18 protein-coding genes are annotated in these 16,735 nt (G+C 70.1%); 8 read left to right on the forward strand and 10 right to left on the reverse strand.

All coding sequences use genetic code 11. The annotated features are described in order from the left end of the window. The first annotated feature begins 15 nt into the window (after positions 1-15). Entirely contained in the window at positions 16-1,050 is a 1,035-nt protein-coding gene (locus tag ITJ44_RS12205) for a 4-hydroxy-3-methylbut-2-enyl diphosphate reductase (RefSeq protein ID WP_043560941.1), read from the forward strand. Then, positions 1,047-1,829: a DUF6264 family protein gene (locus ITJ44_RS12210; protein WP_194635825.1), complete on the forward strand. Its 783-nt coding sequence runs from the start codon at positions 1,047-1,049 to the stop codon at positions 1,827-1,829. Before ITJ44_RS12205 ends, ITJ44_RS12210 begins: the two co-directional genes overlap by 4 nt. A gap of 87 nt (positions 1,830-1,916) precedes the next feature. Here ITJ44_RS12210 and fbaA read toward each other — a convergent pair whose 3' ends face one another. The 3 genes from fbaA to ITJ44_RS12225 form a co-directional block, all read right to left on the reverse strand. Beyond that, complete coding sequence (gene fbaA / locus ITJ44_RS12215) at positions 1,917-2,942, reverse strand: class II fructose-bisphosphate aldolase (protein WP_194635826.1); 1,026 nt, start codon at positions 2,940-2,942, stop codon at positions 1,917-1,919. A gap of 105 nt (positions 2,943-3,047) precedes the next feature. After that, positions 3,048-4,427, reverse strand: a complete 1,380-nt coding sequence (locus tag ITJ44_RS12220; protein ID WP_194635827.1) for a DNA recombination protein RmuC — start codon at positions 4,425-4,427, stop codon at positions 3,048-3,050. A gap of 66 nt (positions 4,428-4,493) precedes the next feature. Continuing rightward, positions 4,494-5,123, reverse strand: coding sequence for a 3'-5' exonuclease (locus ITJ44_RS12225; RefSeq protein WP_194635828.1), 630 nt, complete (start codon positions 5,121-5,123; stop codon positions 4,494-4,496). Positions 5,124-5,222: 99 nt separating this feature from the next. Between ITJ44_RS12225 and ychF the strand changes: the two genes are divergently transcribed. Further along, positions 5,223-6,296, forward strand: coding sequence for a redox-regulated ATPase YchF (gene ychF / locus ITJ44_RS12230; RefSeq protein ID WP_194635829.1), 1,074 nt, complete (start codon positions 5,223-5,225; stop codon positions 6,294-6,296). 136 nt (positions 6,297-6,432) lie between these two features. Continuing rightward, on the forward strand, positions 6,433-7,593 hold the full coding sequence (locus ITJ44_RS12235) for a hypothetical protein (protein WP_194635830.1): 1,161 nt from the start codon (positions 6,433-6,435) through the stop codon (positions 7,591-7,593). A 721-nt stretch (positions 7,594-8,314) separates the two neighbouring features. On the opposite strand, the gene ITJ44_RS12240 is transcribed toward ITJ44_RS12235, so the two are convergent. Genes ITJ44_RS12240 through ITJ44_RS12255 form a run of 4 tightly spaced genes read right to left on the reverse strand, consistent with a single transcriptional unit; the run spans position 8,315 to position 11,812 of the window. Beyond that, positions 8,315-9,082, reverse strand: a complete 768-nt coding sequence (locus tag ITJ44_RS12240) for an SCO1664 family protein (protein ID WP_194635831.1) — start codon at positions 9,080-9,082, stop codon at positions 8,315-8,317. Then, a complete protein-coding gene (locus ITJ44_RS12245; RefSeq protein WP_194635832.1) occupies positions 9,082-9,645 on the reverse strand; it encodes a DUF3090 domain-containing protein in 564 nt (187 codons plus the stop codon). The genes ITJ44_RS12240 and ITJ44_RS12245 overlap by 1 nt, the downstream gene beginning before the upstream one ends. 23 nt (positions 9,646-9,668) lie before the next feature. Further along, positions 9,669-10,361 carry a histidine phosphatase family protein gene (locus ITJ44_RS12250; RefSeq protein ID WP_194635833.1) on the reverse strand — a complete coding sequence of 231 codons (693 nt, stop codon included), beginning with the start codon at positions 10,359-10,361 and terminating at the stop codon, positions 9,669-9,671. A gap of 44 nt (positions 10,362-10,405) precedes the next feature. Further along, positions 10,406-11,812 carry an amino acid permease gene (locus ITJ44_RS12255; protein ID WP_194635834.1) on the reverse strand — a complete coding sequence of 469 codons (1,407 nt, stop codon included), beginning with the start codon at positions 11,810-11,812 and terminating at the stop codon, positions 10,406-10,408. A gap of 242 nt (positions 11,813-12,054) precedes the next feature. On the opposite strand from ITJ44_RS12255, the gene ITJ44_RS12260 reads away from it, so the two are divergent. Together ITJ44_RS12260 and ITJ44_RS12265 are read left to right on the forward strand one after the other, a co-directional pair. Further along, a complete protein-coding gene (locus ITJ44_RS12260) occupies positions 12,055-12,447 on the forward strand; it encodes a DUF2510 domain-containing protein (protein WP_194635835.1) in 393 nt (130 codons plus the stop codon). A 19-nt stretch (positions 12,448-12,466) separates the two neighbouring features. Further along, complete coding sequence (locus ITJ44_RS12265) at positions 12,467-13,057, forward strand: TlpA disulfide reductase family protein (RefSeq protein WP_086506249.1); 591 nt, start codon at positions 12,467-12,469, stop codon at positions 13,055-13,057. 4 nt (positions 13,058-13,061) lie between these two features. Here the strand turns inward: ITJ44_RS12265 and ITJ44_RS12270 are convergent, their stop codons facing one another. The 3 genes from ITJ44_RS12270 to ITJ44_RS12280 all read right to left on the reverse strand — a co-directional run bounded on the left by ITJ44_RS12270 (position 13,062) and on the right by ITJ44_RS12280 (position 15,484). Next, positions 13,062-13,517, reverse strand: coding sequence for a universal stress protein (locus ITJ44_RS12270; RefSeq protein WP_194635836.1), 456 nt, complete (start codon positions 13,515-13,517; stop codon positions 13,062-13,064). Positions 13,518-13,520: 3 nt separating this feature from the next. Further along, positions 13,521-14,987 carry an APC family permease gene (locus ITJ44_RS12275; protein WP_194635837.1) on the reverse strand — a complete coding sequence of 489 codons (1,467 nt, stop codon included), beginning with the start codon at positions 14,985-14,987 and terminating at the stop codon, positions 13,521-13,523. A 74-nt stretch (positions 14,988-15,061) separates the two neighbouring features. Then, positions 15,062-15,484 (reverse strand): MarR family transcriptional regulator, encoded by a 423-nt coding sequence (locus ITJ44_RS12280; protein WP_194635838.1) that lies wholly within the window; start codon positions 15,482-15,484, stop codon positions 15,062-15,064. Positions 15,485-15,701: 217 nt separating this feature from the next. Here ITJ44_RS12280 and ITJ44_RS12285 point away from each other — a divergent pair, with 217 nt between their 5' ends. Both ITJ44_RS12285 and ITJ44_RS12290 read left to right on the forward strand, forming a co-directional pair. After that, positions 15,702-16,106, forward strand: a complete 405-nt coding sequence (locus tag ITJ44_RS12285) for a hypothetical protein (RefSeq protein ID WP_194635839.1) — start codon at positions 15,702-15,704, stop codon at positions 16,104-16,106. 59 nt (positions 16,107-16,165) lie between these two features. Continuing rightward, a complete protein-coding gene (locus ITJ44_RS12290; RefSeq protein WP_194635840.1) occupies positions 16,166-16,729 on the forward strand; it encodes a GIY-YIG nuclease family protein in 564 nt (187 codons plus the stop codon). The last annotated feature ends 6 nt before the right edge of the window (positions 16,730-16,735 follow it).

Raw genomic sequence — 16,735 nt, forward strand, 5'->3', positions numbered from 1 at the left:
GTCGTCAGCCTGTCGATGCCGCGGATGCCCGGCGTCCGCAACAGGCTCAAGGATAACCCGGTGGCCGGACCCAAGAAGGTCCTGCTCGCTGCTCCCCGTGGCTACTGCGCCGGCGTCGACCGCGCGGTCGTGGCCGTCGAGAAGGCGCTCGAGCGCTACGGCGCCCCCGTCTACGTGCGCAAGCAGATCGTCCACAACGTGCACGTCGTGTCCACGCTCGAGCGCATGGGCGCGGTCTTCGTGGAGGAGGTCGACGAGGTGCCCGAGGGCGCCCACGTCGTCTTCAGCGCGCACGGCGTCTCGCCGGCCGTCGTGCAGGGCGCGGCCGACCGCGGCCTGCAGGCCATCGACGCCACCTGCCCCCTCGTCACGAAGGTGCACCGCGAGGCCGTGCGCTTCGCCAAGGCCGACATGCAGATCCTCCTCATCGGCCACGAGGGCCACGAGGAGGTCGAGGGCACCGCGGGCGAGGCGCCCGAGCAGACCATCGTCGTCAACTCCCCGGAGCACGCCGACGTGATCGAGGTCAAGGACCCCGACAACCTCGTGTGGCTCTCGCAGACCACGCTCTCGGTCGACGAGACGATGGAGACGGTCCGCCGCCTCCGCGCCCGCTTCCCCAACCTGCAGGACCCGCCGAGCGACGACATCTGCTACGCCACGCAGAACCGCCAGGTCGCCATCAAGAAGGTCGCGGTCGACGCCGACCTCGTGATCGTCATCGGATCCGCGAACAGCTCCAACTCCGTCCGCCTCGTCGAGGTCGCGCTCGAGTACGGCGCCAAGGCGTCCTACCGGGTCGACTACGCGTCCGAGGTCAAGCAGGAGTGGCTCGACGGCGTGCAGACGGTCGGCGTGACGAGCGGCGCGTCCGTGCCCGAGGTCCTCGTGCAGGAGCTGCTCGACGACCTGGCCGACGCCGGCTACGGCGACGTCACCGCGGTCGTCACCGCCGAGGAGGACCTCGTCTTCTCGCTCCCCAAGGAGCTGCGCAAGGACCAGTCCGGCAACACGGACTCCCGCGCCATCGGCGGGCGCACCCGCGCGTGAGCGACGACGACGGCACGCGCCGTCCCGGCCGACCCGCTCCGCGCTTCGGCGAGTACGCGTCGTCGTCCTCCTCGTCCGCGGGCGGGTCGTCGGAACTGTCCGAGGCGGATGCGCGGATCGTCGCGGAGGCCGCCGAGTACCGCCGCGCGCAGGCCGAGCGCGACGCCCCGGCGTCCGCCGGTCGCGGTGGGAAGAAGGGCGGCAAGCCCGCCGCGCCGCAGACCCTCGCCGAGCAGATGGCGGAGGAGCGCAAGGCCGCGCGCGAGCGGATGATCGCCGAACGCCGCGAGGCCGAGAAGGCCGCGGAGGCGGAGCGTCGCCAGGCGCGGCGGGCGCCGTCCCCGGCTCCCGCTCCGTCGACCGAGCCCGGGCGTCCCGGGTACCTGCCGACGCAGCAGCCCCGCCGTGCGGGCCGACGCCTGGACGCCGCCGTGACGGTCGGCCTCCTGGCGGGAGGCGGGCTGAACCTGCTGCTCAGCCTCGGCTCGTACACGGACCTCGCCGGATCCCTCGCCCGGGCGTTCCCGGCCCTCGGCATCTCGGACGCGTACACGCCCACGTCGGCGACCGGTCCCGTCGGCCTGGCACTCCTGGTCATCACGGTATCCGTGTTCGCGGCGACCGTGGTGCTCTCCCTCCGCCGGATCCGCCGCGGCCGCGTCGCGTTCTGGGTCCCGCTGGTCGGCGCCGTGGTCGCGACCGTGATCTCCGCCGTGCTCCTGTCCAGCCTGCTGTTGGCGGATCCGGCGTTCCAGCAGTTCGTCACGAGCCGCGGGTAGCCGGCACGACGCAGCGCGCACGACGGCGGGGCCGGTCCTGGTGGACCGGCCCCGCCGTCGTGCGCGCGCCCTCGGCGCGGCGACCCGCTAGCTCTGCGACCGGCCGTGCGAGCCGAGCTGGCGCGTGGCCTCGACGACGCGGGCGGCCATGGCCGACTCCGCCGTCTTGCCCCAGGCGCGGGGGTCATACGTCTTCTTGTCGCCGACCTCGCCGTCGACCTTGAGGAAGCCGTCGTACTTGCGGAGCACCGAGTCGGCGATGGAGCGGCTGAACGCGTACTGCGTGTCGGTGTCGATGTTCATCTTCACGACGCCGTTGCGCACGGCCTCGGAGATCTCGTCGTCGGAGGATCCGGATCCGCCGTGGAAGACGAGGTCGAACGGCTTCTCGCCCGTGCCGTACTTCGCGGCGATGCCGTCCTGGATCTCCTTGAGCAGCGACGGGCGCAGCTGCACGCCGCCGGGCTTGTAGACGCCGTGCACGTTGCCGAAGGTGAGCGCGGCCATGTAGCGGCCCTTGTCGCCGAGGCCGAGCGCCTCGACGGTGGAGATGGCGTCCTCCAGGGTCGTGTAGAGGTGCGAGCCGGTGTCGTGGCTGACGCCGTCCTCCTCGCCGCCGACGACGCCGATCTCGACCTCGAGGATCGCGTTGATCGCCTTCATGCGGGGGAGCAGATCCGTCGCGAGTCGCAAGTTCTCGTTCAGCGGGATGGCCGATCCGTCCCACATGTGCGACTGGAAGATGGGGTTCCGGCCCGCGCGGACCTCCTCCTCGCTGGCCTCGATCATGGGGATGACGAAGCCGTCGAGGGCGTCCTTCGGGCAGTGGTCGGTGTGCAGCGCGACGGTGATGGGGTAGTTCTTGGCGACCTCGGTGGCGAAGCGCGCGAAGGCGAGGGCGCCGGCCGCGCGGTTCTTCACGGTGTGGCCGGAGAAGTAGTCGGCGCCGCCCGTGGTGACCTGGATGATGCCGTCGGATCCGGCGTCGGTGAGCCCCTGGAGGACCGCGTTGATGGTCTGCGACGACGAGACGTTGACCGCCGGGTAGGCGAATCCGCCGGCCTTGGCGCGATCCAGCATCTCGGCGTACTGCTCGGGGGTTGCTACGGGCATGGTGCATCTCCTTCGGCGGATCCACGGCGGCGCCGTGCGGCTGGCGCGGGATCCTGATCGGCCGGCGGATGGAGTCGTGCGGCCGGGCCCCGCGTGCTCGCCACTCTACCCAGCGGGGGTGTCCGCGACCGGGGCGGGCGGGCGCGTGAACTCGTCCGCCGTGAGCTCCCGGGCGGTGGCCTCCAGCGGCTCCAACGTGCCGATGACCTTGGACTCGTCGAGCCGGGTGAGGCGGCGGGCGGTGGGGAGCACCTGGCGCTCCAGGGATCCGACGACGCGGTTGTAGTCGCCCACCGCGCCCGTGAGCGAGCGGCCGAGCTTGGCGATGTGCTCGCCGCTCGTGGCGAGGCGCGCGTGCAGCTCGCGGCTGAGGTCGAAGAGCTGCTTCGCGTCCTCCGTGAGCACTTCCTGCTGCCAGCTGAACGCGACGGTCTTGAGCACCGACCACAGCGTGACGGGGGAGGAGAGGGCGACGCGGCGGGAGAACGCGAACTCCATGATGCTCGGATCCGCCTCCAACGCCGACGACACCAGCGACTCGCTCGGGATGAACGCGATGACCAGCTCCGGGCTCGCGTCGAGCCCCTCCCAGTAGGCGCGGCTGCCGAGCGCCGTGATGTGGTCGCGCACGGCCTGCACGTGCTGCTTCATGAGGGAGTCGCGGCGCGCTCCCTCGGGCCCGGTCGCGGAGGCGGGGATGGCGCTCGCCTCGAGGTACGCGGTGAAGGGCGCCTTCGCATCCACGGCGATGTGCTTGCCGCCGGGGAGGTGCACGACCATGTCGGGCCGGCCGACGCCCTGCGCGGTGGCGACGGAGGTCTGCACGTCGAAGTCGACCCGGTGGATGAGGCCCGCCGCCTCGACCACGCTCCGCAGCTGCGTCTCGCCCCACACGCCGCGCGTGCTGTTGGAGCGGAGCGCGGAGGCGAGCGTCTCGGCGGTGGCGCGCAGCCGCTCCTCGGCCTCGGTGGCGCTCCGCAGCTGCTCGCTCAGCTCGCCGTGCTGCTGCCGCCGCTGCTCCTCGAGCTCGTGCACCTTCGCCTGCACCTGCTTGAGGCTCTCGGCGACCGGGCTGAGCGCGGTGAGCACCCGGCCGTCCTCCTCGGTGCGGGCGACCTCGGCGCGCTGGATCTCCCGCAGCCGGGTCTGCAGCTCGGCGATGCGGTCCTCCTGCTGGCCGATCTGCTCGCGGAGGTGCGACTCCTGCGCATCGAGCCGCTCGCGATGCAGCGCGTCCTGCGTCTGGGCGCGCTCGGCGTACTGCGCGGTGGTCTGGGCGACCTGCTCCTCGGCGAGCCGCTCCGTGCGATCCAGCTGCTCGCGCAGCGCCGTGACCGTCGCCTCCGCCGCAGCGAGGCGGGCGGCCTCGCCCGCGCGGCCCGGCGCATCCACCCCGGAACGGGCGCGCGACACGGCAAGCCCGACCACCGCGCCCACGGCCAGGCCGATGACGAGGCCGACGAGCAGGGCGATGACGGGATCCATGCGTGCAGTGTGCCAGCGGCCCCCGACACGGCCGGGACGCGGGGCGGCGGGTGGCCGAGCGGCGGATCAGGCCCAGTCGATGGGCGGCGTCGCGGCGGCGGACGCGCGCGTGACGGTCTGCGTGCGCGGCGCGCCGATGCGGCCGAGGCCCACGCCGGCGGCCTCCGCCAGCCCCGCGATCGACGCGGCGCCGTGCCGCCCGGCCGCGTGCACGACGATGGCGGCGCACGCCCGCGCATCCGCCAGCGCCTCGTGGTGCGAGAAGTCCTCGAAGCCCGCGGCCCGCGCGGCGACCGGCAGCCGGTACGAGTCGAGCGCGTAGGTGCGGCGCGCGACCTGGAGGCTGCAGAGGTAGGAGTACGGCGGCGGGATGAGCGCGGTGGCCTTGCAGGCGCCCTGGATCACGCCCATGTCGAAGCGCGCGTTGTGGGCCACGAGGTGGTCGTCGCCCGCGAAGGCCATGAGGCGCGGCAGCTGGTCGGCCCAGCCGTCGGCGCCGGCCACGTCGTCTTCCACGAGGCCGTGGATCCGCGTGTTCCAGATCGAGAAGGCGTCGTGCCCCGCCGGCGGCCGGATGAGCCACGACGCGGTCTCGACGACGACGCCGTCCCGGACCTTGACGAGACCCACCGAGCACGCGCTCGCCGACGAGTTGTTGGCGGTCTCGAAGTCGATCGCGGTGAAGTCCAACGGCATGGGTTCGAGTGTTCCACGCACGACCGACGCCGGATGCCGGAGAGCCCAGGGCAGCCGCGGGCGGGGGAGGAGCCGGCCCGCCCCGTACGATGGACTCCCGTGGCTCTCACTATCGCGATCGTCGGTCTCCCCAACGTCGGCAAGTCGACGCTCTTCAACGCCCTGACCAAGAACCAGGTGCTCGCCGCGAACTACCCGTTCGCGACGATCGAGCCGAACGTGGGCGTGGTGAACCTGCCCGACCCGCGCCTCGAGGTGCTCGCCGGCCTCTTCGGCAGCGAGAAGATCCTCCCCGCGCCCGTCTCCTTCGTCGACATCGCGGGCATCGTCCGCGGTGCGAGCGAGGGCGAGGGCCTCGGCAACCAGTTCCTCGCGAACATCCGCGAGGCCGACGCCATCGCGCAGGTCGTCCGCGGCTTCGAGGACGAGGACGTCGTGCACGTCGACGGCCGCGTCGACGCCGCGAGCGACATGGAGACCATCAACACCGAGCTGATCCTCGCCGACCTGCAGACCCTCGAGCGCGCCGAGCCGCGCTACGAGAAGGAGCTGAAGACGAAGCGCATCGAGCCGGTCGTGCTCGAGACCGCGAAGGCCGCGCGCGAGTGGCTCGACTCGGGCAAGCCGCTGTCGGCGTCGAAGATCGACCTGGAGCCCGTCCGCGAGCTCGGCCTGCTGACCGCGAAGCCCTTCATCTACGTGTTCAACGTCGACGAGCAGGTGCTCGGCGACAAGGGGCGTCTGGATGAGCTGGCCGCCCTCGTGGCGCCCGCGCAGGCCGTGTTCCTCGACGCGAAGATCGAGTCGGAGCTCATCGAGCTCGACCCCGAGGACGCCGCCGAGATGCTCGCCAGCACCGGCCAGGAGGAGTCGGGCCTCGACCAGCTCGCCCGCATCGGCTTCGAGACCCTCGGCCTCCAGACCTACCTGACGGCGGGCCCCAAGGAGACGCGGGCCTGGACCATCGGGCGCGGCTGGAAGGCCCCGCAGGCGGCCGGCGTGATCCACACCGACTTCGAGAAGGGCTTCATCAAGGCCGAGGTCATCTCCTACGACGACCTGGTCGAGACCGGCTCCATCGCCGAGGCGCGCTCGAAGGGCAAGGCCCGCATCGAGGGCAAGGAGTACGTCATGCAGGACGGGGACGTGGTGGAGTTCCGGTTCAACAACTGAGTCCCATACTGCTCATCCAGATCTTCAGGGGCTCCGGCACCGGCTAGATGAAGGCTCTCTGACGAGCCCCGGGTCATCCTGACTGACTACTCAAGTGGCCAGACCAGATGGAGGGCTCGCGTGCTAGTTTCAACCCATGCCTGACCCGGTGCAGCCACACTCAGACGACGCGACCGGTGACCACCAGGGCAGCAAGTTTGGGCTGTTCGTGCTTGAGGGTGCGCCGTTTGACCGACGCGGAGTGCCCGTCGAGGCTCTGTTTGAGCTAGTGACTTATCGGGCCATCATTGTCGACGTAGCCAAGCAGTGCTTCCTTCGAGACAATCCGGAGCGGTTAAGATCGCGCCGGAATATGGAAAAAGATTTCGATCTTCGGCTCGTTGATATTGATGAGGGTAGCTCCGACCTTGTTCTTGAGCGTGCGCCCGTGTCTGAACTCGACCAGCGCGATGAGCCAGTATTTTCTGATTATTTCGATCAGGGTCGCGATCTTGTCTCGAAGGCAATCGTGGCAGTTGCTACAACGGGAGCCGTACCCTCCGACTTTCCACTTAAGTCTCTTGTCAAGTTTCGCCACCTAGGGCGAACGCTGGAACGGGGATGTCGCATTAAGACGGGTCGTGTCGACGGCAGTAACACCGCTTACGTCACCACGGCCGTACATGACGCATTTGCGGAGATTATTGCATCAATGTCTGACGTGTCACATCAGGAAGTGGTGGGCCGTATAGTTGAGCTAGACACTGAACGACTAGTCTTTCACTTGCGAACGGCCGAGGGCACCCGCGTGCTCTGCAACTATGGGTGGAATGGTCTCTCAATTCCAGCCAGTTTACTAAGTGACGAAAGCGGAGAGGGGCCTCTCGTAGAGGTTGATGGGGATGCGCTCGTCAACGCCGAGGGTGATATTCAAAGATTTGAGACCGTCACTAGCGTCACTAGGTTTGCAATCGTGCGCCTGAAGGAACATCTTGTCAAGCTTCTTGAACTGCCGTCGGGTTGGCTTGGGGGAGTAGCAAGCGAACCTGTCAAACGTGAGCTTGTAGTTGACGCGACTAACATTTTAGAGCAACTCGATGATGTGCCGGAAGACCTGGCACCTGCGCCTCTGCCTGATGGTGGCCTGCGCTTTGAGTGGAGTCGCAACAGCGAGGACTTTATTCTTGAGATGAATGTGGATGGGAGCGCTTACATGTGCATCCTCGCGGATCGAGCTGAAGACGATCGTGATGTGCTGCTTGAGGCCAGAGACATGGGTCGCATCCGCCACTTCCTTGAGGAGGGTTCAATTGGTTGACGACTCTCCTAGCGAGTTGGGCCAGCGCGCCCCCTCAGAGGCGAATCAATCCCACCAACCTACGGAAGTTACCAATTCCACCGATGTTGCCGAGCCTGCTCCGGTCACGGAGCCGTCCGAAATAGTTGAATCTGGAGAAGTTCTACGGCGCCAGGTAGTAGTGAGCTGGATTCGTGACGGTAGTCCCTTATCCGTGGCATTTCGTCCAACGCCAAAGGATGAGCGGCGCTTGTCGACCGACAAATCCACTGTAAGTCCAGCTGAGTCTTTTGGGAATTATGAGCGGCGAACGGGTGTCCGACCCGGTGGCACATGGGGTGTTTCTGTCGGCTGTATCCTTACCGCAAACAACTCCCTTTCCGCACAAGACCAAACCGTTGGTCAGCTACGAGTTCTCGATGACGGCGGTTTCGACGACTTGCATCAAGAGCATGCATCGATCGTATTTTCTGACGACTATGCTGGCGCTTCGGCGAACCGGTGTCGGAAGCTAGACGAGCGCATTGCGCGCGAATTAAAGAATGATGCCATTGCTCGCGGTCGAATGTATCCCTCGTCATAGATAAGATGCAGGAATGCGGGGCGAAGGGGGCTTTAGGTGCACTCGAGTACTCTTACTTGCACCCAGCTTTAGGGTGAGGTGCTTGGCAGTAAGCGACTTAGAGTCGCTCTGCTTCAGCGACTGAATGTCGTCGGTGGGTGGTTACTCTTCGTATGGGGCTTAGAACAGCGGCCAGGGCACCGCGGACTGCTGTCCCGCCGGCGCCGGGAACCGCGCTTGCGAGCGCAACCGCGTGCACCGCTCTGCCAGCGCCTCCAGCTCCTCCACCGTCAATAGCCCCGCCAGCTCCCGCCCCAGCTCCCCATCCAACCCCGCGAGCACCCGATCCACACCGGCGAGCTCCTCCGCGGTCAGCGCATCCCCGACCCACCCCCACAGCACAGTCCGCAGCTTGTGGTCCTCGTGGAACGTGAGCCCGTGGTCGACGCCGAAGCGGTGGCCGTCCGGCATCGCAAGAACGTGGAAGCCCTTGCGGTCGGCGTTGTTGACGATCACGTCGAAGACGGCCATGCGGCGCAGCACCGGGGTGTCCTCGTGGATGAGGGCGACCGTGTTGCCCTCATCGTCCTCGCCGCCGAGGACCGTACGGTAGCCGGTCTCCGGGATCTCGGCCACGGGGATCAGATCCACGGCGTCCTGGTCCGGATCCTCGTCCTGCCAGAGCTGCACCATGCCCTCGCCCGCGGGACCGTCGCGGAGCCACGTGCGCGGCACGACGCCCCAGCCGAGCGCCTCGGAGACCAGGTACGCGGCGACCTCGCGGTGCGCGAGCACCGCGTCGGGGAAGTCCCAGAGCGGGTTCTCCCCGCGGATCGGCTTGTAGACGACGGCCACGTCGCCGATCGTCCCGAGGAAGGTCGCGTTCGACGCGGTGCGGATGCGGCCGGTGACGATCAGCTCGCCGTCCAGCGGGTCCGGCTCCGACATCATTCGTCGGGGAATGTGTGGATGTGCCCGTCGGGGTCGATGGGGTAGCCGCACACCGCGCAGATCGGGCGGCCGGCGCCGACGATCTCGTGGGTGCGCTTCGCGAACGCGCGGGCCGCGCCGACGGGCATCCGCACCACGAGCATCTCGGTGTCATCCGCGTCCACGTCGTCGTCGGCGCTCGGCAGGTCGAAGTCGTCGCTGTCGTCGTCCTCCGCGAGCGGGTACGCCTCGATGACCACCTGGGCCGTCGTCGGATCCCAGCCGAGGCCCATGGCGCCGGTGCGCCAGCGCTCGTCGACGTCCTCGAGCGGATCGTTGTCGACGAGCTCCGGGGGCGTGCTCTCGGGGATGCTGAACGGGTTGCCCTCGACCGTGACGAGCTGGTCGAGGATCTCGTCGATCTTCTCGGCGAGCAGCGCGGACTGCTGCTTCTCGAGGGCGATGGTCACCAGCTGGGGGCCGGATCGCACCTGGAAGTAGAACGTGCGCGCGCCCGGGAGACCGATGGTGCCGACCACGGCCCGGTCCGGCCAGTCGAATTCGAGGGCTCGTGTGGGCATGCGTCCACTCTAGGCGCGGTGGATCACGGCGTCGTGTGCCCGGCGCCGCCGCCCACGGGAGCGTCACCGGATCCGACGCTCGCGGCCAGCCACGAGAGGTCGCCCGCGTCGGTGTTCGTCGCGTGCACGGTCGGCCGGCCCGCGCCGTAGCGCACGATGGAGATCGACGCCGGGCCCACGTCGATGCGCTGGAACAGGTCGAGGTGCGTGCCGAGGGCGTCGGCGAGGATCGACTTGATGACGTCGCCGTGGCTCACCGCGACCCACACGGCGCCCGGCCCGTGCTCGGCCTCGATGGCGGCGTCGTGGCGGCGGATCGCGGCGACCGCGCGCCCCTGCATCCCGGCCATGGACTCGCCGCCGGGGAAGACGACCGACGACGGGTGCGACTGCACGCGCGCCCAGAGGTCCTCCTTCGCGAGGTCGGCGAGCGCGCGGCCCTGCCAGTCGCCGTAGTCGCACTCGGTGAGGTCGGGGTCGACGGGCTGGGCGGGCTTCGCCTGCTGCCGCTCGAGGATCCGCTGCGCCGTCTCCCAGCAGCGCTGCAGCGGGCTGGAGACGACGGCCGCGAGCGGCACCGCGGCGAGCCGGTCGCCGGCGCGGTCGGCCTGGTCGCGTCCGGTGTCGTCGAGGTCGACGCCGGGGGTGCGCCCCGCCAGGATCCCGGTCGCGTTCGCTGTGGTGCGTCCGTGCCGCACGAGGATCACTGTCGCCATGCGGCCAGCCTAACCAGCGGGCCCGCCGACCCCGGCGGGCGGGATCAGGCCTCGCGCGCCACCGGGACGGCGGTCTCCGGTGCGTCGACGGGCTCCGCCGCCACCGGATCCACCGACCCGCCCCGCGCCTTCGTCACCGCGTACAGCCCGAGCACGACCGCCCACGCCACGAGGCTCAGCACGAGCTGCGGGCGGATCTCGGGATCCAGCGCCATCTGCACGAGCACCGCGACGATCCCGACGACGGTGAGGATCGAGAGGCCCGGGAACAGCCACATCCGCACGACGAGCCCTGCGGATCCGTTGCGGCGGCGGAGGACGATCTGCGAGATCGCGATGAGCAGGTAGACGAACAGGATGATCGCGCCCGAGGAGTTGAGCAGGAACAGGAAGACGGTGTCGGGGGAGACGGCCGCGGCGATCACGCAGAGGAAGCCGACGACCGACGAGAGCAGGATCGCCGCGCGCGGCACGCCACGGGGCGTCACCTGCACGAGCCGCGCCGGCGCCTCCCGCCGGCCGGCGAGCACGAAGAGCATGCGGGACGCCGTGTAGAGCCCGGAGTTGAGGCAGGAGAGCACGGCCGTGAGGACGACCGCGTTCATCACGTCGCCCGCGAACGGGATGCCCATGCGGTCGAACGCGCTCACGAAGGGCGAGGCGCCGAGCTCCGTGGAATCCCACGGGAGGATCACGGCGAGGAGGAACAGCGAGCCGACGAAGAAGAGCGAGATGCGGAGGATCACCGAGTTGGTGGACTTCCGGATCGCGGTCGCCGGATCCTTCGACTCGGCCGCGGCGATGGTGGCGATCTCCGCGCCGACCATGGAGAAGATCACGACGACGACCGAGGAGAAGATCGCGCCGACGCCGTTCGGGAAGAAGCCGCCGTGCGTGGTGAGGTTCGAGAAGTCGGCGGAGCGACCCGGCCAGATGCCGAGCACGTAGAGCCCGCCGAGGCCGAGGAACAGGATGATCGCGGCCACCTTGATCCCCGCGAACCAGTACTCGAAGGCCCCGAAGGCGCCGACCGAGAAGAGGTTGGTGGCGGTCATCAGCGCCATGAGCGCCAGGGACAGCAGCCAGAGCGGGGCGTCGAACCAGTACGTGAGGGCCTTCGCGCCGGCGACCGCCTCGAAGCCGACGACGATGACCCAGAAGTACCAGTAGAGCCAGCCCATCGAGAAGCCGGCCCAGCCGCCGAGGGCGTGCCGGGCGTAGTCGGCGAAGGAGCCGGTGCTGGGGTTCGCGGTGGCCATCTCGCCGAGCATCCGCATCACCAGGATGATGAGCACGCCCGAGATCGCGTACGTGATGAAGGCGCCGGGACCCGCGCCGTTGATGACGACGCCGGATCCGACGAAGAGTCCGGCGCCGATCACCCCGCCGATCGCGATCATGCTGAGCTGTCGCTGCGTCAGTCCCTTGTGCAGCTGGGGGGCGGGTGCCATGAGGGCCTCCGTGCGGGTCGGCGTTCTCGGGTAGGGGATCCTCCCGCTCGGTCGCGACGCGTCGGGCGGGAGGTGCTCAGCACGATACGCACGCTATCGACGCGACCGCGAACTGTTCACATGGGCTTTACATTCGGGCGTCGCGCGTCGCGGCCCCTGATCCGCCGTCCGCCATCGACGGGCACGATCTGCCGGCCGTCGGAGGACGATGGCCGGAGGATCACACGACGAGAGGCGAGACGATGGCACAGGAGACGCAGGCCGGTTGGTACGACGACGGCTCGGGCACCATGCGCTGGTGGGACGGTACGCAGTGGACGGACACGGTGCAGCCGCCGCCTCCTCCCGGGTACGGACCGGCTGTGGCGACCACGCCTGCGGGTCCTGCGGCAGCGTCGGCCTCGGGCGCGGCAGCGCGCACGCGAGGCAAGGAGTACGTCGTCCTGCAGACCATCCTCAAGGAGAAGGTGTGGGGGACCGGGTCGGGCAACCTCACGGAGCTGGAGAACGCGATCAACGCCCAAGCCGCGCGCGGCTACCGGCTGCACACCATCTCGACGGCGGTGTCGGGCAGCAAGGGGCTCGACGGTGGCGACCGGATCCAGGCGACGATGGTGTTCGAGGCGATCGACTGACGCGCCGTAGCATGGCGGCATGATCCGGCGCCCCCTCGTCGCTGCCGCCCTCGCGCTCGCGGCCGCCCTGACCCTCGGCGGGTGCACCGCGACGGACCAGCTCGCGAGCGACTTCCACACGGGCGACGGCGCCGGGTCCCGCGACGACCGCGTCACCGAGTTCCCGGTGGGGGAACGGGGCGACCCGATATCCTTCCGCGCGCCGGATGCATCCGGCGCCGAGGTGACCGCGGAGCAGTTCCGCGGGAAGGTCCTCGTCGTCAACTTCTGGTACGCCGCCTGCGGTCCGTGCCGCCTCGAGGCGAAGGACCTCCGCGAGGTCAGCGCGGCGACGACGGACACGGCGACGTTCCTCGGCGTCGACACCAGCGACTCCGCCGATACCGTCACGTCGTTCGTCGACGCCTACGACATCCCCTACGCGAACGTGCTCGACGTGGAGGACAACGCGGTGCAGCTCGCCTTCGCCGCCCGCACCGCGCCGAACGCGACCCCCTCGACGCTCGTGCTCGACCCGGAGGGCCGCGTCAGCGCGCGGATCCTCGGGCCGGTGGACCCGAGCACGCTCACGACGCTCATCGCGACGGCGGCCGCGACGCCGCAGGGCTAGTCCGCTACGCCCGCCCGCGCGCCGTCGGCCGGCAGATCAGCACCGGGCACGGCGCCGAGTGCTGCACGCGCGACGCCGTGCTGCCGAGCAGGATCGTCGCCGTGAGGCCGCGGCTGCCGGCGGCCATGGAGATCAGGCCCGCGGAGAGGTCCTCGGCGGCGCGGATGATCTCGGTGGCGGGGGAGCCGCTGCGCACGTCGCGGTGGATGGTCGGGCCCCAGCCGTCGAAGACCGCGGCGACCGTCGCGACGGCAGCCTCGGCATCGCGGCGGTAGCTGAGCTCGGTCTGGCCGGTCGCGCGGCGCGGGCCGAGGTCGTTGGCGAACGGCGCGGCGGCGTACGGGCTCACGACCGCGAGCACGGTGACCTCCGTGATCTCGCGGGAGTCGGCGATCACCTGGAACTGGCGGGCCGCCTGCAGCGACGCCTGGGATCCGTCGGTGGCGACGATGACGTGCACGGGTCAGACCTCCCTGTCGGTGGGGCCCGCCGCGGCGACGCCCGCTGCGGCCTCGAGGTCCGGCTTCGTCGCGCCGAACGTGCGTTGCGCGAGGTAGAGCACAAGCCCCAGCGCGAGCAGCCCGGCGACCCACCACAGCGCGTCCGGGTCGTCGATGAGCGTGTAGACCAGCACGGCGACGTTGCCGAGGATCCCGACGATGAGCAGCGGCGTGTTCGCGCGGTACGTGTCGTCGGTCTCGTCCTGGCCGCGCAGCTTCAGGCACGCGACGATCACGAGCGCGTAGATGAAGAGCAGGAACACCACGGTGATGGTGGCGAGTCGGTCGACGATGTCGAGCCGCTGGTCCTCGGGGATCCCCGCCTGGCTGGAGCGGATCGCCGCGCCGATGACGAGGAGCGCGGCCACCACGGCGCCGCCGAAGATCAGCGCCACGTAAGGGCTCTGGCGGGCCGGGTGCACCTTCGCGAAGACCGCAGGGACGACGTTCTCGCGGGCCATGCCGAACAGGATCCGCGACTGGGCCACCACGGTCACGAGCGCCGTGTTGCTGATGGCGACCATCGCGATCACGGCGAAGACCACGAGCATCACGGCCGCGGGGATGAAGAAGAGGTCGGCGCGCACGACCTCGAGGAGCGTGTTGCCGGCGAGGTCGCCGATGGGCACGGCGAGGGCCGCGGCCATCGAGACGAGCACGTAGACGACGCCGGCGGTCATCATGCCGCCGATGAGCGCGCGGGGGAACGCGCGCGACGGGTCGATGGTCTCCTCGGCCACGTTCGCGGCGTTCTCGAACCCGGTCATGGCGAAGAAGGCCAGCGAGACGCCGGCGAGCACGGCCAGCACCGCGGATCCGGGGCCGCCCTCGACCTGGAACTGGAGCAGCACGGCGGGGTCGCCCACGCCCTCGACCAGCGCGATGACGCCGATGGCGACGACGATGATGAGGCCGCTGATCTCCACGAAGGTCATGACCACGTTGGCGATGACGGACTCGCTGATGCCGATGAGGTTGATGGCCGTGATGACGGCGACGAACGCGACCGCGATGCCGGTCGTCGCCCAGATGGCCGACTCGGGCAGGCCCACCAGGTCGGCGAGGTAGCGGACGAAGCCAGCGGCGAGCGACCCGACGGCGGCCATGTTGGCGCTGAGCATGCAGATGGTGATGAAGAACGTGAGCACCGGGCTCCGGAACGCCTTGTTGATGTAGAGCGAGGCGCCGGCGGCCTGCGGGTACTTCGTGACGAGCTCGGCGTACGCGAGGCCCGTGATGGTCGCGATGGAGACGCCGACGAGGAACGCCATCCAGAACGCGCCGCCCACGGCCGCGGCCACGAGGCCCACGAGCACGTAGATGCCGGATCCGAGGACGTCGCCGACCACGTAGAAGTACAGCTGCTTCACCGTGATGGAGCGCTTCAGCTCGGATCGCGGGGGTGCCTGGGCCTCGCTCGTGTTCGCCATTTCCCCACCCTATGGGCGCGATGGCGAGGTGGTCGAGGGGGAGGGATCGGGCGAGGACGCGGGGTAGCTCGCGGTCAGGCGCCGTCGGCGATGCGCTGCAGGGCGCCGATCGCGCGCCGGAGCTCGCCCTCGTCGACGGGCGGCTGCACGGAGGCGCAGGCCCCGCGGATCCAGCCGATGCGGGCGCGCATCACCGTCTCGAGGAGCTGCCGGCCGGCGGGTCCGACGACGAGGTGCGCGGCCTCCCCATCCGCCTCCTCCACGAGGATCCGCCGCTGCAGCAGCGCCGCGAGGCTCGGCACGAGGGCCGCGCGCGAGGTGCGGGTCCACATGGAGAGCGACTGGCGGTCCACCTGCATGCCGGTGGCGACGACGCGCAGCAGCTGGATCTGCAGCCCGGTGAGGCCCTCCCAGGCGTCGAGGGTGGCGGCGTCCATGAGGTCGAAGACCGTCGCCATGGAGGCGATCAGCTCCTCGTGCGTGCTCGGCTCGGACACGGCGCTCCTTCGGCGAAGCGGATGGGGGAGCCGGCCGACCGCCCGCTCGTCGGGGGAAAGCTACCCATCAGGACCGTTCCCGGTCCAGCGCCGTGGGCGACTCGTCACACGGGCGGGCACCAGGGGATACTGAGGCAGGGCGCGCCGTCTCGCGAGCGCGGCCGCGGGGACGGGGAGGTCGCATGAGCGCAGCAGTCGACGCCGGGCGGGCGCGCGCATGACGCCCCGGATCCGCGCGCTCCTCCTCACCGGGATCATCACCGGCTTGACGATGGCGATCGTCGCGGTCGCGCGCCCCTGGATCCGCGAGGACGAGCCCGACGACTGGGTGGTGCTCCGCTTCGAGGCGGGCGAGGCGGCATCCGCCTACGAGGCGTTCGAGTCGCTGGCCGCCACCGAGACCGCGGGCGACGATGCGCTCCAGCTGCTCGAGGCGGGCGGGATCGACGGCAACGAGTTCGGCGACGGCTCCTACGACGTGTACTTCGTGGGACCCGACCGCCGCATCATGTGGGAGGTGCTCGAGCCGATCTTCGCGGACGCTCCCGTGCCGTGGACTTCCGTCGAGCTCCGCCGTGGGCTCGAGGACGAGGCGCCCGTGGTGGTGCGGGCGGCGCGCTGAGCGTCTCCCGACCAGATCCCGCAGGCGCCGGTGTCGGCCCTCGCGCCTAGCGTCGGGGCATGACGTCGAACGGATCCGCCCGGTGCCGCGCCGAGGCGTGCGCCGCCCCCGTCGAGCCCGGGGCGCCCGTGCCGTTGTGCGCGACGCACCTCGTGGCCGCGGCCGCGTGGGCGGAACGGGAGCACGGCGTCGAGGACGTGCTGCCGTCGCCCTGCCCGGCATGCGGATCCCGTCTCGGCGTGCGGTATCCGTCGGGCTGGCTGTGCGCCGTGTGCGAGTGGCGGCATGGCGATCACCCGGACGGCGAGCTGGCGCCGCCGCGGGTCGACGTCGTCTACTACATCCGCTTCGGCGACCGCATCAAGATCGGCACCAGCGCGAACCCGCGGCAGCGGCTCGGCACGCTCCGGCACGACGAGCTGCTGGCGTTCGAGCGCGGCGGACGCGCGGTGGAGCGGGCGCGGCACGCGCTCTTCGCGCGGCAGCGTTACGCGCGCACCGAGTGGTTCGCGCTCGACGAGGAGCTGCGCGCGCATGTCGCTGCGCTCGCCGCGGGGCAGCCGGATCCGTGGGAGCTGGTCGCCCGGTGGCGGAGCGAGGCGCTGGCGCTGCGGGTCAGCTGAGGTGGG

The sequence above is a fragment of the Clavibacter sp. VKM Ac-2873 genome (assembly GCF_015351075.1).
GTDB lineage: Bacteria > Actinomycetota > Actinomycetes > Actinomycetales > Microbacteriaceae > Clavibacter.

Excerpts from the sequence above, each read along its gene's own strand:
- ITJ44_RS12205 (WP_043560941.1), top strand. The coding sequence starts at position 16 with ATGCCGCGGATGCCCGGCGTCCGCAACAGGCTCAAGGATAACCCGGTG.
- fbaA (WP_194635826.1), bottom strand. The coding sequence starts at position 2,942 with ATGCCCGTAGCAACCCCCGAGCAGTACGCCGAGATGCTGGATCGCGCC.
- ITJ44_RS12220 (WP_194635827.1), bottom strand. The coding sequence starts at position 4,427 with ATGGATCCCGTCATCGCCCTGCTCGTCGGCCTCGTCATCGGCCTGGCC.
- ITJ44_RS12225 (WP_194635828.1), bottom strand. The coding sequence starts at position 5,123 with ATGCCGTTGGACTTCACCGCGATCGACTTCGAGACCGCCAACAACTCG.
- ITJ44_RS12235 (WP_194635830.1), top strand. The coding sequence starts at position 6,433 with ATGCCTGACCCGGTGCAGCCACACTCAGACGACGCGACCGGTGACCAC.
- ITJ44_RS12240 (WP_194635831.1), bottom strand. The coding sequence starts at position 9,082 with ATGTCGGAGCCGGACCCGCTGGACGGCGAGCTGATCGTCACCGGCCGC.
- ITJ44_RS12245 (WP_194635832.1), bottom strand. The coding sequence starts at position 9,645 with ATGCCCACACGAGCCCTCGAATTCGACTGGCCGGACCGGGCCGTGGTC.
- ITJ44_RS12250 (WP_194635833.1), bottom strand. The coding sequence starts at position 10,361 with ATGGCGACAGTGATCCTCGTGCGGCACGGACGCACCACAGCGAACGCG.
- ITJ44_RS12255 (WP_194635834.1), bottom strand. The coding sequence starts at position 11,812 with ATGGCACCCGCCCCCCAGCTGCACAAGGGACTGACGCAGCGACAGCTC.
- ITJ44_RS12260 (WP_194635835.1), top strand. The coding sequence starts at position 12,055 with ATGGCACAGGAGACGCAGGCCGGTTGGTACGACGACGGCTCGGGCACC.
- ITJ44_RS12265 (WP_086506249.1), top strand. The coding sequence starts at position 12,467 with ATGATCCGGCGCCCCCTCGTCGCTGCCGCCCTCGCGCTCGCGGCCGCC.
- ITJ44_RS12275 (WP_194635837.1), bottom strand. The coding sequence starts at position 14,987 with ATGGCGAACACGAGCGAGGCCCAGGCACCCCCGCGATCCGAGCTGAAG.
- ITJ44_RS12285 (WP_194635839.1), top strand. The coding sequence starts at position 15,702 with ATGACGCCCCGGATCCGCGCGCTCCTCCTCACCGGGATCATCACCGGC.
- ITJ44_RS12290 (WP_194635840.1), top strand. The coding sequence starts at position 16,166 with ATGACGTCGAACGGATCCGCCCGGTGCCGCGCCGAGGCGTGCGCCGCC.